The organism is Sphingobacterium sp. UBA6317 (genome assembly GCF_002440385.1).
Classification (GTDB): domain Bacteria; phylum Bacteroidota; class Bacteroidia; order Sphingobacteriales; family Sphingobacteriaceae; genus Sphingobacterium; species Sphingobacterium multivorum.
Genome location: NZ_DJTD01000013.1, coordinates 77,764 through 94,252 on the forward strand (window position 1 = coordinate 77,764; position 16,489 = coordinate 94,252).

Consider the following 16,489-nt stretch of genomic DNA (forward strand, 5'->3'; position numbering starts at 1 on the left):
ACCCATAAAATGGCTAGATTAAATTTATTGGAAGAAACACGCTTCGAAAAAGTCCCTGTGAGCGTCTATCCAGATCAAAATTCAGCTTCGAAAAACGTTGCAAATCGTATTGCTGAAATTATTCGTGCAAAGCAAGAGAAAGGTGAGAAAGCTGTTCTGGGCCTTGCTACCGGTGCCACTCCGGTAAAAGTCTATCAAGAATTGATTCGTTTGCATAAAGAAGAAGGTTTAAGCTTTAAGAACGTGATTACCTTCAATCTTGACGAATACTACCCTATGCAACCTGATGCCGATCAGAGTTATGTGACCTTTATGAACAAAAACTTGTTCGATCATGTAGATATTGATGCGGCTAATGTAAATATTCCAGATGGTACCTTAGCTCCTGACCAAGTAAATGCATTCTGTGAAGCTTACGAACAGAAGATTACAGCAGCAGGAGGTTTAGATATTCAATTATTAGGTATTGGCCGTACAGGCCATATCGGTTTCAATGAGCCAGGTTCTGCACCTAACTCAGGTACACGTGTGGTAACGTTGGACGATTTAACTCGTCGCGATGCTTCCCGTGCTTTTGGTGGAAAAGAAAATGTACCAACAAAAGCGATTACCATGGGAGTAGGTACAATCTTTAAAGCGAGAGAGATTATTTTAATGGCTTGGACCGAGACAAAGGCTGAGATCATTAAAAAAGCAGTTGAAGGTGAAATCTCCTCGGAGATTCCTGCAACTTATCTTCAGTTATCGGACAACGTTGAATTTATTCTTGATGAAGCGGCAGCATCATTATTGACACGTTTTGATCTTCCTTGGTTGGCAGAAGATGTTACCTGGACACCTTCATTAATTAAAAAAGCAGTCGTTTGGTTGGCTTTGGAGATCAAAAAACCAATCCTGAAACTTACCGACGAGGATTATAATGCGCACGGGATGGCGAAGTTGGTTACAGAAACCGGTCCGGCATATAATATCAACATCCGTATATTCAACGAACTTCAACATACGATCACGGGATGGCCAGGAGGTAAACCCAATGTTGACGATTCACAACGTCCTGAGCGTGCTAACCCAGCGAAGAAAAATGTAATTGTATTTTCTCCACATCCGGATGATGATGTCATCTCAATGGGCGGTACATTTATTCGCCTGGCAGATCAAGGACACAATGTCCATGTTGCTTACCAAACTTGTGGTAATACAGCAGTTTGGGATGATGATGTGGTACGTTATCTGGAGTTTGCTGAAGATCTTGCAAAACAAATTGGGGCAGAGGCAGAAGCTTCTCAGATCGGCCGCATTTATGATGAAGAAAGAGCAATTTTTGCAACAAAAAAACCAAATCAGATCGATACTGAACTTGTCCGTAAAATCAAAGCATTAATCCGTAAGGGTGAGGCGATCGCAGGAGCCCGTTTGGTTGGTTTGCCAGATGAGAATATCCATTTCCAGGATCTACCTTTCTATGATAGACAGAAGTTTTCAAAAAATGTATCTTTTGAAGATGATATTCAACAAACAATGGAATTGTTGCGCCACGTAAAACCACATCAGGTATTTGCTGCGGGTGACTTTGCAGATCCACACGGTACACATAAAGTATGTTTCGACATTCTGTTTGAAGCATTAAACAGATTGAGTAAAACGGATGAGTGGACCAAAGATTGTTGGTTATGGTTATACCGTGGAGCATGGCATGAATATCCTATCCACGAGATCCAAATGGCCGTTCCTTTATCACCACAAGAAGTTTATCGCAAACGTTTAGCCATCTTTAAACACCAGTCTCAAAAAGATTTGCCTGTATTCCCTGGAGATGATCCACGTGAATTCTGGGTGCGTGCTGAAGATCGTACAAGCGAAACAGCAGCTTTATATGACCAACTAGGTTTGGCAAACTATGAAGCTATCGAAGCGTTTGTAAGATGGAAATTTGACTAAAATAATTGTCTAAATAAACAAAAAAGTCCTGAGCCTGAGTTGGTTCAGGACTTTTTTGTTTTTAATCATTCTAAATAGCTTATTTTTTATACCTTTGCGTTATTATTTAGAATAATTAAAAATAATTACCCAAAATTATTAACATGGACAAACACTTACTAGCTCTTGCTTCTACATTTTTAATCGGAGGTGCAGTATATGGTCAAACTTCGGGAATCGTCAAAGGTAAAGTCGTCGATACACAAAATAATCCTTTAAGTTCAGTAACCGTTTCAATCGGAGATAAAAAAGTACGTACGGACCATAGAGGTCATTTTAGACTGCATGGCATCGACCAAAATACGGTGATTAAATTCACCTACATGGGCTACCAAACAACCGTTATCGATTATGTTTTTAGCACGAAAAGCCCTGAAGTGATTATTGATCCCATTACGCTAGTGAGCAATGAGCAGGCCATTGATGAGGTAGAAGTGTTTGGTGAACGCAACAAAAAGCCAAAAGGCTTGGAGATGATTACACGTATGCCATTAAAACCTTCGGATCAAATTCAGAGTATTTCTGTCATTTCCAATAAGGTAATTCAAGATCAGGGTATTCTTACGTTGACGGATGCTGTAAGAAATATTCCCGGTGTAACCTTGTTTGGTTCTTATGGGGGTGTTAAAGAATCTTTGTCAACCCGTGGGTTCAGAGGGGTGCCTGTATTGAAGAATGGCGTGCGGATGGACTCTCAATTTCAAACTGCATCTGGAGTTGTTGATATGCAAGGTGTGGAGTCTATTCAAATGATTAAAGGGTCTGCTGCCGTTACACAGGGTGTTATTACCGATATTGGTAATGCCGGTGGTGTAATTAATGTGGTCACTAAAACCCCTAATTTCACGAATTCCGGTGAGGTGGGTGTTCGTGCAGGAAGTTGGGGACAATTCCGCCCAACCTTTGATTTCCAAACGGTACTGGATAAAAAACAGACCGTTGCTTTTCGAATGGATGGCGCGTATGAACGTAGTGATAGCTACCGTAAAAGTGTATCCTCTAACCGTGTTTATTTAAATCCATCGTTAGCTTGGAAACCAACGGATAAGACAACAATTACTTTGGAGGGTGATTATTTTAATGATAATCGCACGCCGGTTAATTCCGCTGTCAATTTAAATCCTTCACAGGGGGTGAATGCGCTATATGTTATCCCGAACAATAAGTTTTTGGGCTTCAATTCCGATAATAATAATACAGAGATGAAGAGCTTTATGGCGCAGATCAATCATGAACTGACTGATCGCTGGAGCATCCGAGCCTCTATCGCAACGTCATCTTATCAGGTTGATAACCAATCATCATCTTCCTCATTGATTAAAGATGATGCAAAACAATATAATACCTTCTCGCGTTCCATGAGTAAGAGCCTGCGCGATGACAAAAATAAAACTTTCCAGTTTGACTTGATCGGAAAAGATCTTTATACGGGTAAGGTAAAACATTTGGTTCAGGCAGGGGTGGACTATCGTATTGCTGATGCGACAACAACTTCTTTTGCCGGAAAATTAAGTCCACTGGAGAAAAATGTTCTTTTGAAAAAAGCCGATCAAAATAGCAATGTAATTGATATTATTGATATCCATGGTGATTGGGTGAATGATCTTTCGGAAGTGGTATACGTCGATTCGTTGGGTAACCAGCGGAAAGGAAAGCAAATTGTCTATACAGCAGGAACTCCTGTACGGAGTTATTATTCTTCTATAGGATTTATGGGGCAGGACGTTATTGAATTTAACAAATACATTAAGGCTGTATTAGGTTTACGTTATTCCGAAATTACAACAAAAGATTTTACATCAAACGGTAATAAAAGGGAGTCAGCTTGGAATCCAATGGCGGGAGTGATTGTTACGCCATTTGAGAATTTCAACGTATTTGGATCTTATACAAACTCAACGAATTTAAGAAATGCGGCAAATCCTTTAACAGATGGTACAGCGGCAGGTGCTTCTAAAACCGAACAATTTGAGGGGGGAATTAAATCCGATTGGCTGAATAATCGTTTACGTTTCAATTTAACCTATTTCCATATTTATACCTCAAACTTGACGAATGCGGAGTATACACCAGGCACGAATGTCGCCACAGGATTATACTTTAAGGCCGGGGATTTGGTGCGCGATGGTATTGAGGCAGAGTTGAACGGTCGTGTATTGGAAAATTTGACAGTGATGTTGGGCTATGCGTATTTAGACGCACGTTATAAAAATTCACCATCTTATATGGATGGATCGGCACCGATGAATGCGCCAAAACATACGGCAAATGCATGGATACAATATGTATTTAATCAAGGAGCTCTTCGGAACCTGAGCTTAAGTGCCGGAGTTTATTATGTTGGAGACCGACCTGTCAATGAATATAGCTTAACCCCAAATGGGCACGGCGAATATTATGGTACAGAACCTTTCAATATGCCAGCATATACCACATTAAATGCGCAGGTGGGATACAAATGGCGCAAATTTGATGCGAAAGTCTTTGTAAATAATATCACCAATGAGATCGGATTGAATTCATACTTCCGCGGTGGTTTTATTAATCAGATCGATCCAAGAAATGCTGCGGTTGCATTGAGTTATAAGTTTTAAAGATATAAGTCTATATAAACAGAAGGGCTGTCCAAAGAAGTTGGACAGCCCTATTTTTATGCTATTTTCTTTTATCAGCTTAAGTATCCTTTCATCTAGTGGACGCTGGATCGACTGATGTTATTTTAGGCAGCTTTTTTTTGCGTTATCGACACCAATAGCGTTCACCATGATGAATCCCGATGAATTAATAGCTGATTACATCACCTGACCGTCCTTTGGCATCAAATACTTTAAATAAGTATTTTTTTCCGTTCTGGAAAGGTATCGGACCGTTCACCACTTTTGATTTCAATGTTGGCGTACTTCCATTATCGCTATAATAGACTTTGAAACCGGGATAATCGGTGTTGATAAGAAGTTGGCTGCCCTCTTTCTTGATCCCAATTTTTGGAAGTCGATAGGTATAGCCCCCATTTACCCTATCCAGTTTTCTCAATTCATCCTCACCTAATTTTTTGATAAAGGCGGTATACGATTTGCGATAAGTGGCCTCGTCAAAAGAATTTCCTTTTTCCCAAGTTTGTTCGGGCGCCCACGCGCGATCAGCAATCGCTATCAAACGTGGGAATATCATTTCCTCAAGACGTTGGTCAGTGGATACCTTTTCTGCCCATAAAGCACCTTTAATACCAAGGAGATTTTTCTTCCCTTCGGCTGTAAGCTGTTCTTTATTGGTGTAAGCCTCTGGTTTAAGACCTTTTCCAGTATCATCCTTCCGAAGGTTGATGAAGAAATTTTCAGGAGAGAACGAATAGGTTCTGTTCAGATTAACCGTGCCTACCCAGCTGTGTCCTGGATCTGCAAAGTCACGGTCCCAAGACATATCGAGGTAGTTGTTTGCCGCACTCGTGTAAACAACTTTATAACCAGCATTTGCCAATCGATAAGCGAGGTCTTCCTGTCCTTGGCCAGGGAGATTGTTCCATACATTCAAATGGATGCCGGATTTTCCTAGATCGGCATTTACAACCATGCCTTTTCCTTTATTGCGCATACCCATTTCTTCCCATCCCGACATCGTCAATCCTTTTTCTTGAACAAGGCTATTAATTTTGGCAATATACAGTGGCCATACATCGAGTACATTGGCGATATTATTCTCCTTCATAAAGGCCAACACCTTGGGCGATTTCTCCCAAACACCACTTGGCGTTTCGTCGCCGCCCAGATCGATAATTTTCAACGGAACTCCAGCTTGATCATGTATTGCTTTGATTTCATCGATCACCTTGCTCAGGAAGTGATAGGTTGAAGGTAGGGCAGGGTTCATGACATTGTCATTCCAGTTTTGTGCAGAGTTGTAAACGGACTTGTCCTCTGCATCGTCCAGCAAGAACTCCTCTGCCTTCTGTTTATCGCCAAGTTTTGAATAATGGGCAAAACGCGCCCGCATTGCTTTAATCGCTGCACGCGCATGACCAGGAGTTTCTACTTCGGGTATGACATCGATATGTCTTGCCTGTGCATATTTTAAAATTTCAATATAGTCAGCAACACTGTAGAATTGATGCGATTTGGTGGTCGCTCCAGAACCATAAGCAGACTGTATCGCTTTTCCATCCTCAAAATTAGCCGAACGATTGGCTCCGATAGCCGTTAATTCAGGTAGCGAAGGAATTTCCAATCGCCAACCTTCGTCGTCAATGAAGTGGAAATGGAATTTGTTCAACTTGTAAAAAGCCATGAGATCCAATATTCTTAAAACCTCGGCTTTGCTATGGAAATTACGGGCAGCATCCAGCATAAATCCACGGTAGCCATAACGTGGACTATCTTCAATGTTACCGTATGGTAAAGCGATTGATTTTGTGGCTTTATTCCATTGATTGTGATTGATCAACGATTTTAAAGATTGTATGGCATAAAATGCACCGGCTTTATCGGAAGCTTCTATTCGTATACCTTTTGCACCAATCGTCAAGTGATAGGATTCCGGCTTTAAGTTATTTGCTTTGACAATCTCGATGCCACCCTGAGGGCTAGATGAAGCCGTTAGCTTAATACCTGAATATGCTGAAAAAAAGTTTGTCAGAAAGTCCGATTCGCTCGCAAAATCCTTATCGACAAAAAGTTTTGTACCTGTCGATAGATTGAATTTCTCGTTATTATTGATGCTGATATTACTTGGTAAAGGAATGACATGTTGTGCTGCTGTCCCCTCCACAAGCTTGTTTTGATCGTATTTATAAGCAAAGTAATCTGTTTTTTCAGCGTCCGACTGGGGAGCGATTTTAACAGCAGAATAATCCGAAATATTTGTTGCAAGCCCAGTTTTATTATTTTTTAGGTATAGACCAATTGGCCCATCCGTATAATTGACCAGTCCGGTTGTGATAAAATCGATGTGGACCGTATCTTGCGCATTTAATGAAAAGTTATTTTTCTTAAAGCTAACCTGAAAGAGATCCCCGTTTCGGTGGTCTATCGCAAAACGTTTGTCGACCTTATCGGGATCGATAGATCGGATAAAATTAAACCAAAGGCTCCAGTCGTTGAGTTGAACAGCACTTTTCCCCTTGTTTTTTAAAATTAGGGTAGAAACCGGATTTTTACGGATATTCTCTCCGTCTTTGACCTTCCAGGTGAGCTGCAGTTGATCTGCGATTGCACTCGATTTCTGAGCATAGGCTTCCTGGCTTAACAAAGCCAAGCCTAGTCCGGCATAGAGTAGCGGTTTTTTGATTTTTTTTAAATTAGTCATGTTGGTTACTTTTTCAATGACTCTAAATATAGCTATTCTAGAGAGGTTTATGATCTATTTCAAAAAAAATGAATAAAAAAAAGATAAAAATTTTGACAGATTTATAAATATTTCTATATTTGCACACCGAAAGAGAAAACGGCCCGTTCGTCTAGGGGTTAGGACGCAAGATTTTCATTCTTGAAACAGGGGTTCGATTCCCCTACGGGCTACAGATCTAAAAGTCAAAACGTACAAAAGCCTGCAAATTAAACATTTGCAGGCTTTTTTGTTTTTCAGTATCTACAAAACCTATAATAAATCCAAAGAAAAAAGTGAGTCATTCAGTGAGTCATTTTCGCTCATTTACTCACTCACTGAAATGACAATAACATTCTTATAATCAAGATGTTTAAAAATCAAACATCTTGATCTGTTTTAGTTGCAAGGCTAATTTTGCATCGCTGAAATCTGTTTTTCAGTGGTGATGCAGAGCTCGCCACAAAGGCGGCTCGGTTTGTTTCACTTAAATGATGTTGTCATGAGTACAAATTATTCCTTGCTTTTCTATCTGAAGAAACCAAAAAATTATATTAGCGGCCCCAAGTCGATCTACATGCGGATTACCGTAGATGGTATCCCAAAAGAAGTTTCCACTGGACGAGAATGCTATCCGTCCAAATGGAATTCTAAAGCCAACCGTGTGAAAGGCACAACAGAAGCTGTCAAGACCCTGAACAGCTATCTTGATACCCTCGTAACTAAAATAAGTACGATCCATACCGCTATGACGGCTGCCGCAGAGGAAATCACAGCGGAATCGATCAAACTTAAGTATCAGGGAAAGGATACTAAATGTAAAAATTTCTTAGATGTCTTCAGGGAGCATAATATGCAGATGGAAGCATTGCTCGGCAATGGATTCAAGCCCAATACACTCAAAGGATATAAAACCTCTTTATTGCATGTTTGTGAATACCTTGAGAAAGAATTTAGACTAGCAGATATCGACACAAGAAAGATTGACCATGCTTTTGTCACAGGCTACGAATTCTTTCTTCGTGCCACGATAGGCTGTTCAGCCGTGTCGGCAGCAAAATACATGAAGCACCTTCGCAAGATCATCAAGGTATGTATCGCGCACAGATGGATAACGGACGATCCATTTGCCTTTTATAAGATCAAGGTCAAAGCTAAAGAGAAGGAATTTCTGACAGATGCGGAACTTCGGAGGATAGAAGAAAAGAACTTCAAAATACCAAGACTTGCACATGTCCGCGATATCTTTGTCTTTTGTTGTTACACTGGACTTTCCTATGCAGATGTAAAGAAACTAAAATGGATTGATATTTCTGAAGGAGTGGACGGAAAACTCTGGATCTTCACCAGCAGAGAAAAAACCGAAACGTCGTCAAATATTCCACTACTTCCCAAAGCTCTTGAAATCATTGAAAGGTATCGTGATTATCCGCCGTGCATAGCCAAGGATATGGTTCTTCCAGTTCTCAGCAATCAGAAAATGAACAGCTATCTTAAAGAAATAGCGGATGTGTGTGAGATAACAAAAGAACTCACTTTTCACAAATCACGTCATACGTTCGCCACTTCTGTTACATTGGCAAATAGTGTACCTATCGAAACTGTTTCCAAGATGCTTGGACATACGGACATTAATACTACGCAGCATTATGCGAAGTTATTGGACAATAGGGTCGCAATAGACATGGAAAAACTGGAAAGAACGATCGAGAATAAAACTGCGCCAACAGGTCATGCTAAAATCGCAGCGCTATGGGCCACCTAAGGTGCTTACTCTAATAAAGGCAAATCATAGTCGAAGAAATATTGCTTAATTCAGGAAGAAAGCGATGTTTTCATACATCGCTTTCATATTACATATTTGTAGTAAGAATTTAGAAATTTAGATATAATAGTTTATTTATCGCCAATTGCTCAATGAACCGACATGCCTGTACCTAGTACCGGATAAGCCTGATCAATCCTACAGGAGGTATTATCACTACCAGCCAGAAAATTGACGGGCCCTATCCGAGTGGATTACTATACGGAAGCTATCCATGCTGTTCAGCTGAGCGATGTTCTAGACCCATCTGATATGCCAGCAACAGTTAAAGAATCTTAACAAGGAACATAATAAACAAACTTTCGAATAGGGTACTAGGAAGATAAGCTATTGGGCAATATTGCTTTTATGCTATTAGGCTTGCCCTCCTGCTATCGAATCACGCTGTTTGGAACTGAGATTCGTTCTGAGTACAAAAAAATGAAGTGTTTTAATACACGCAAGTTGTGTTTTCGGGGACCCCGAAAACCATCTTGCCTTTACTCTGCAATGCCTCAATTGGGGCATTGCAGGGTAAAGGGAGAACAACCTTCGCAACTCGGTCTTTCTTTCCAAATCTGGGGATAGCGCAAAATAGGATTTGCAAAATGCTAAAATGTGGTATTTTGTATCACCTATTCAACTAATTTTCTCAAGACTTATTTGAGAAATTAACGTCTGAGACTACTACCCCTGTCCTGTCCATCGTCATCCTGTTCCCATGGCTTTCGGTCTGGGGTAGCAATTCGAAGAATATACCCGTCGTCTTCTTTGAAAGCGTTACTCGCTTCAAGCACATGGTGCATAGCGGAGAGATCTTCTCCCTTAATCGTTTCGCTGAACAACTGTGCTCTTTGCAACATTCGGATAAAGGTATCAGGTTCCTGCCTGCGTGTCAATTGTCTGAGTGCGCCAAGGTAATCGTCCCGGAAAACGGTTGGTATAATGATCTTGGTCTGTCCCTGGCTGGTCAGCTCAGCATTCATCATCACTCTCGCCAATCTCCCATTTCCATCCAAAAAGGGATGTACCTCGCTGATCATAAACATCATGAATGCTGCTTTGGCAAAAGGGTGCCTTAATGCTCTGTAGAAATCAAACCCCTGTACCAATGTACCTCCAACAAGCTCATGGTCGACAAATTCAGTATCACCAGCCCGGTTGTTGCGGTCCTTGAACTCGCCCGGATTTTTGTCATGTCTGGCAGTTAGCATGGTCTTATGCCGATAGCGAAGGATATGAATGAGCTCATCAGAATTCTTGGGGACAACCTGCATTTCCTCACGATTACTGACCATTTGGTAAGTTCCCAGTATATCGTGAGAATCTTCTCCCCTTGCGGGCAAGGGTTTTCCGCTATCAATGATCTTCAGAGCCTCTTCTACCTCAAAACGGGTACCCTCGATAAAGTTAGAGAAGTAGGCTTCGTAGAAGGCAAAATTGCGGAAGGCCCTGGTTGTTTGGTTTGCGTCATATATATCCGCAAACTCACGCTGCTGCAATTCCACAAAGAGCTTTTCGAAGAGGTCCAACCGTGCCGGATCATACGGATGCCCAAATGCCCGGGCAATGGCCACCGGGGATTTCAGGATACCCGAGGGCTTAGTCGACAGCATTGCGCCGACCATCCGGTTCAGCTTATCGAACTCCCTATCCATACCCAGCCTGGTACTGATTTCACTTGCACGGTCCCGCAATTCATTTAGTCCCTGTTCGCCTTTAACCCGTACGATCTGATCCAATTTTTCTTCTATCTGAGGAATTGTCCATGTTTTGGACTCCCCTCCAACTTTCCGGGATTCCTGAAGATTCTCCAATAATGCACGGTCCTGTCCTGAGACATAGAGTCCATCGGAAAAAAGTAAATCTCCTGGGAGTGGCCCTTGTCCCTGCATTAAGTTCAACGTAAGGCCCGGGAGTTTGACCTTTCTATCATAGGAATAAGTTAGAAAGATATCACCAGTATCAGTAGGTTTAAATTCAAGGGCGGAGCGGTGACTGAGCAAAACACCTGGATATAGATGCCCGATGATCTTGAACCTATTCCGAAGCACGATAGCCTCCGGAGCTTCCTCCAAATTTGGGGTATATATCTTCGGTGCAATCTTCTTCAGTTTTCCTTCTTTGACAAGCTTGCCAATGGCTCTGCTTATGTTGGAATCGCTGGAAGAAAACAGTATCTCCTGTAGGTGTAATGGGATATCCTTGTCCATGATCTTTACAAACTTTTGAGATTAATTATAGTAATCAACATGTCAGCACAAATTTTTCAAACTAACAAAGTGAATTTATGCGAATTTTTCAAACTAATTTAAGTAAAAATACAGATTTTTCAGATTTGTATTGGAAAGCTATAATTACTTTTTTCAAAAATTTCCTACTAAACTCTTCAAAAAAGCTTTGGTCTACAAATTTTTCCGGATAAACCCGTCTGTTTTTACAAATTATTTTAATTATGGAGCGGTTAGCTCTCCTATCAAGGGGTACATAGGAACTCAGGGAGACCGGATTCCTGCTTTTGGAGAAAGGAAAGTATACGCCACTGTAAAGTTCATTTTTCAGCACCCCGTCATTCAGATCGGCAGTATCCTTTTTGAATCTATTGAAATAATTAAACATCTTTATCAGGAATAGAAGTTTTGTCCTGCCGAGTTTAGGGGAAAGATGTTCAAGTCTGCGATTCACTTCCATAGAGAAGCGGACGCGTCTTGTGTTTTCATTAGATCTAGCCATTGCTGTCAGAATTATTGTTAGCGATAAACCTAAATCTGCTGGCCCTGGTAGGGTGCCAGGAGGGGATGTACTCCAGATAGCCATATAAGACGAGTTCGGTGCGTCGGATTATGATGCTGCCCAAAAGCTGGTAGAAGATGTATTGGCAGAGTTTGGGACGATTGATATTCTGGTAAACAATGCCGGGATTCCAGAGATAATCTGATGTTAAGAATGTCCAAAGACGATTGGGATACGATTATCAAAGTTAATTCGGATTCTGTTTTTAACCTGACCAAAGCGGTTATCAAGCCAATGATGAAGGCCAAATCGGGCTCAATTATCAATATGACTTCTGTAGTAGGCGTTAAAGGGAATGCCGGGCAGGCCAATTATGCGGCTTCTAAAGCTGGTGTTATTGGTTTTTCTAAGTCGATTGCATTAGAATTAGGATCCAGAAATATCCGTTGCAATGCCGTGGCGCCAGGTTTTATAGAAACCGAAATGACGGCCGCCCTTGATGAGAAAACCGTACAGGGATGGAGAGATGGTATCTCGTTGAAACGGGGTGGACAGCCGGAAGACGTGGCTAATGCCTGCGTTTTCTTAGCAAGTAATATGTCTTCCTACATCACCGGCCAGGTTCTGAATGTTGACGGCGGAATGCTGACATAATAGAATTTAATATTCAATAAAAAAGACTTTTGATTTCAAAGGTCTTTTTTATTGTCTTAATGCCAGGTAAATTATTTTTACTCAATATAAATAACCTCTCGTATAGGCTTTTTTCATCCTAAGCCTAATCAGGAAAAGAAGAAAAAGTGCTAATTTAGAGTTTCTATAAAATTTTGTAATGAAAGTAGCACTATTTATCCCCTGTTATATAGATCTGATTTACCCCAAAGTCGGTATTGCCACACTTGAGCTTTTGGAGCGATTGGGCGTAGAGGTCACAGTACCTTTGCAGCAGACTTGTTGTGGACAGCCTATGGCCAATGAGGGCGATCAGAAACATTCTATAAGGACAGAAACTCAGTTTTGTGAAAATTTTAAGGATTTGAATTTTGATTATATCGTTGGGCCGGCAGGGAGTTGTGTCAAGCACGTCAAGCTCCATATGGATGCAATTCCTCAAACCGAAACTGTTACAGAAATCCGTCACAAAACCATAGAATTAGTAGAGTTTTTACACGATGTTCTCAAGATAGAAGAATTCCCTTGGGCAGATTTCCAGCATACGGTGGCTATCCATAATTCCTGCAGTTCTATCCGCGGCTTACACATTGCATCCCGTTTTGAGTGGCAGGAACCTTACTTTAATAAAACCGAAGATCTGTTAAAGAAGGTGTCAGGAGTTAAAGTAGAAACGATTGACAGGCCACAAGAATGCTGTGGCTTTGGTGGGACGTTTTGTGTAACCGATGAAGCGGTGAGTGCCAAGATGGGGCAGGACAAAGTTGCTGATTATACAAGACATCAGGTCGAGTATGTAGTTTCGCCGGATATGTCTTGCCTGATGCATCAGGAAGGCATTGCCAAAAGAGAAAAGTCAGACCTCAAATTTGTACATATTGCTCAGGTTTTGAATAACGGACCATTCTAAAAATCACAAACAATGGGAAAAGTAAACGTAGAAGATAATGCGAGAAAATTCATCAAACAGGATGATATTCACGAGGCGCAACACGATAAAAATCTTTATAATACTATCATTAAACGTAGTAAAGTATCCTCTGAGATTCCGGAATGGGAAGAGCTTAGGAATCTGGCTTCGCAAATCAAGGAACATGCGCTGACGCATTTGGATCACTACATTGAACAGTTTGCAACAAAAGCAGAGGAAAACGGTATCACAGTTCATTTTGCAAAAGATGCCGATGAACATAATGCTATTGTTTTTGATATTTTGAATTCTCACGGCGCAAAGCGCATCATCAAAAGCAAATCGATGTTGCAGGAAGAATGCGGGATGACACCTTTTCTTGAAGAAAGAGGAATTGATGTCCTGGAGACCGATCTGGGTGAGCGAATCCAGCAACTATCAGACGAGCGCCCAAGTCATATTGTAATGCCTGCCATCCAAAAAACGACAGAAGATATTGCCAAACTATTTGCAGATAAAATTGGTACGGATCCCAACGATGATGATCCGCATTCTCTCGCAGAAGCAATGAGGAACAATGCCCGGCCCAAATTTTTGGTGGCAGATGCCGGGATGACAGGCGCCAATTTTGCCGTTGCCGAAACCGGTACTTTTGTAGTCTGTACTAATGAAGGTAATGCCGATCTTACTGCAAGCATTCCACCGCTTCATATTGCCAGTATTGGTATAGAAAAGATCCTGCCGAAGGTAGAAGATCTGGGTGTTTTTATCAGACTACTTTCCCGCAGTGCTTTAGGGACGCCGGCAACGCAGTATACTTCTCATTTTTCAGGCCCAAGAGAAGGATCTGAGATGCACATTGTACTCACAGATAATGGTAGGAGCAAACGATTGTCTATGGACAAATTCTGGCATTCTCTCAAATGTATCCGTTGTGGTGCCTGTATGAATACCTGCCCTGTGTACAGAAGGAGTGGCGGATTGTCTTATGGTGCTACTTATTCCGGCCCGATTGGGATTATTCTGGATCCTACTTTTGATGAAGACACCTATTCAGAATTACCTTTCCATTCATCGCTTTGCGGCTCCTGTACAGAGATCTGCCCCGTTCATATTAATATTTCGGACCAGATTATCGAGTGGCGAAAAGTGGTGATGGAGAAAAAGAAAACACCTTTTGGCAGAAGGCTGGCATTTGCTGCTGCTGACCGAATGCTGGGCAGTGCAACTGCTTTTAAAATGATGGAAAAGACCACTTACAATATGCTGAATATTCTCCCAAAATCTCTATTGGAAAACAGCACGTTGGATCCTTGGGTAGAAGACCGTGAATTGCCTGACGTGAAAAAAGAAACCTTCAGAGACTGGTACAAAAAAAACCGAAAAAACAATGACTAAAGAAGAATTACTGAGTTCGGTAAGAACCAATCTTGCTAACCGCGAAAAAGTGGATTATCCCGCCATCCCGGATTATAAAAAGCCAGGGACAGATCTTAAAGCTGTTTTTGAAATTAACGCCAAAATTGCTGCCGTCGATTTTTATGATGTCGCATCGGTAGAAGAAGCGCAGGAAATTATGCGAAAAAAGCTTCCTGATGCTAAGGTCACTTGCTCTGCAACGCCTGAATGGAGAGGGAATAAAGATATACACGTGCAAAAGCCCGCGGATCTTAATGATGTGGATTTGGGTATTTTCCGTGCAGAGTTTGGTGTGGCGGAGATGGGAATGGTCTGGGTCACCGAAAAATCTCTGGTTACCAATTCATTAGGTTATTTATCTCAACACCTCGCTGTTTTGCTGGATCCTGAAGATTTGACCGAGAATATGCATACCGCCTACAAAAGAGTAGATTTTCCACACTCACATTATGGCTGTTTTGTGATGGGGCCATCTGCAACAGCGGACATCAGCGCCGTTTTGGTACACGGTGCACAGGGCGCACGGACATTGACTTTGTTCTTTCTGAAAAAACCTGTGCTCTAAAATGACAATCAACGGAAAGCTTTACAGCAACATCCTTTTGGTTTTTGCTCTGGAATCAGAAGCCGGAAAAGAATTTGAGAGTTTTAATAAATTGTTTGTTGGTGTAGGAAAAATTAAAGCGACTTATCATCTTGTAAAAGCCATTCAAAAATCTAAGCCAGATCTCATAATCAATTTGGGAACAGCAGGAAGTACAGTTTTTGACAGAGGAACTATTGTTAACTGCGACCGTTTTATCCAGCGGGATATGGATGTAAGAGCATTGGGTTTTAAGAAATTTGAGACGCCATTTTCTGATGAACCAATTCTTTTGGAATATGGAATTAAAACAAGCCATCTCCCGAACGGGATCTGCGGTTCCGGCGACCAATTCGAAATGGAGCATATCAATCCTGAATATAATGTCATCGATATGGAAGCTTTTGCGTTGGCGAAAGTCGCTGAGCAGGAAAAAATCGATTTTCTATGTTTGAAATATATTTCTGATGGAGCAGACGGAAATGCTGCTGATGATTGGACACAAGAAGTCAAAAAAGCTTCAATCGCATTAAAAAGAGAACTAGATAGTCGTTCCTTAACAAAACCCACTATTTAATTTATATTTAAAAACAGGATTAGAAAACAGCATAATTTGTACCTTATAAAATAAGAAAATAATTTTCTGTTTCAGTAGTTCCATCATTTTCTTCATGTTCCAAGCGGTTTCAACTAGTAATGCATTGATTTGTGGTCCCGTTTCTCCCAGGAAGTAATTTTTTGCCAGCCTAAAATCGGTTTTTAAATGTCCGATGATAGGTTCTATTGCCGCTCTGGTTCTAAATTTTTTGCGCTTTGTCTGCTTTTGATAAGCAGTGTCTTTTTTTTCTTGGAGTGCTTGGGATGGAGATTTTCACGCCTTTTATTTCTGATTTTCCTCTGCCACCTCTATCGTAAAGGAGTTCTTTTGGGAGCTTTTGACCACCGGTTTCCATCTGTTCCAAAAGTGGTTCTATGGTGTGACCATCGTAAGGAGTTTGCAAAAATGCTTTAATCCCGAGAATGATTTTCTTGCCTTTGTTGGCGGTGGTTATAAAACCTACCTTATTCCCAAATT

11 protein-coding genes, 1 tRNA gene and 1 pseudogene are annotated in these 16,489 nt (G+C 41.1%); 9 read left to right on the forward strand and 4 right to left on the reverse strand.

The features are described 5' to 3' along the window. The first annotated feature begins 9 nt into the window (after positions 1-9). Positions 10-1,938: a glucosamine-6-phosphate deaminase gene (nagB, locus tag B3E92_RS03550; protein WP_376746605.1), complete on the forward strand. Its 1,929-nt coding sequence runs from the start codon at positions 10-12 to the stop codon at positions 1,936-1,938. 143 nt (positions 1,939-2,081) lie between these two features. Continuing rightward, positions 2,082-4,571 (forward strand): TonB-dependent receptor, encoded by a 2,490-nt coding sequence (locus B3E92_RS03555; RefSeq protein ID WP_083295814.1) that lies wholly within the window; start codon positions 2,082-2,084, stop codon positions 4,569-4,571. Between the two features lie 187 nt (positions 4,572-4,758). Here the strand turns inward: B3E92_RS03555 and B3E92_RS03560 are convergent, their stop codons facing one another. Further along, entirely contained in the window at positions 4,759-7,275 is a 2,517-nt protein-coding gene (locus B3E92_RS03560; RefSeq protein ID WP_159332611.1) for a family 20 glycosylhydrolase, read from the reverse strand. A 140-nt stretch (positions 7,276-7,415) separates the two neighbouring features. On the opposite strand from B3E92_RS03560, the gene B3E92_RS03565 reads away from it, so the two are divergent. Together B3E92_RS03565 and B3E92_RS03570 are read left to right on the forward strand one after the other, a co-directional pair. After that, positions 7,416-7,487 (forward strand) — tRNA-Glu (locus B3E92_RS03565). Between the two features lie 308 nt (positions 7,488-7,795). Beyond that, on the forward strand, positions 7,796-9,058 hold the full coding sequence (locus B3E92_RS03570) for a site-specific integrase (RefSeq protein WP_286709753.1): 1,263 nt from the start codon (positions 7,796-7,798) through the stop codon (positions 9,056-9,058). A gap of 710 nt (positions 9,059-9,768) precedes the next feature. Here B3E92_RS03570 and B3E92_RS03575 read toward each other — a convergent pair. Further along, a complete protein-coding gene (locus B3E92_RS03575; RefSeq protein ID WP_286882698.1) occupies positions 9,769-11,310 on the reverse strand; it encodes a Fic family protein in 1,542 nt (513 codons plus the stop codon). Between the two features lie 88 nt (positions 11,311-11,398). Next, on the reverse strand, positions 11,399-11,914 hold the full coding sequence (locus B3E92_RS03580) for a hypothetical protein (protein WP_286709752.1): 516 nt from the start codon (positions 11,912-11,914) through the stop codon (positions 11,399-11,401). A 58-nt stretch (positions 11,915-11,972) separates the two neighbouring features. Here B3E92_RS03580 and B3E92_RS03590 point away from each other — a divergent pair. From B3E92_RS03590 to B3E92_RS03610, 5 genes and pseudogenes are all read left to right on the forward strand, one after another. Further along, positions 11,973-12,484, forward strand: a pseudogene (locus B3E92_RS03590) (SDR family oxidoreductase); the annotation flags it as partial. 178 nt (positions 12,485-12,662) lie between these two features. Continuing rightward, complete coding sequence (locus B3E92_RS03595) at positions 12,663-13,412, forward strand: (Fe-S)-binding protein (RefSeq protein ID WP_031503813.1); 750 nt, start codon at positions 12,663-12,665, stop codon at positions 13,410-13,412. A 12-nt stretch (positions 13,413-13,424) separates the two neighbouring features. Beyond that, the gene (locus tag B3E92_RS03600) at positions 13,425-14,810 is read left to right on the forward strand and encodes a lactate utilization protein B (RefSeq protein ID WP_286709750.1); all 1,386 of its coding nucleotides are present in this window, start codon (positions 13,425-13,427) and stop codon (positions 14,808-14,810) included. Then, complete coding sequence (locus tag B3E92_RS03605; protein ID WP_225540447.1) at positions 14,803-15,396, forward strand: LutC/YkgG family protein; 594 nt, start codon at positions 14,803-14,805, stop codon at positions 15,394-15,396. The genes B3E92_RS03600 and B3E92_RS03605 overlap by 8 nt, the downstream gene beginning before the upstream one ends. A 1-nt stretch (position 15,397) precedes the next feature. Further along, positions 15,398-15,991, forward strand: a complete 594-nt coding sequence (locus tag B3E92_RS03610) for a nucleosidase (protein ID WP_286895407.1) — start codon at positions 15,398-15,400, stop codon at positions 15,989-15,991. Between the two features lie 220 nt (positions 15,992-16,211). Here B3E92_RS03610 and B3E92_RS03615 read toward each other — a convergent pair. Then, the coding region (locus B3E92_RS03615; protein WP_414713058.1) for a hypothetical protein at positions 16,212-16,489 on the reverse strand (278 nt) is incomplete at its 5' end.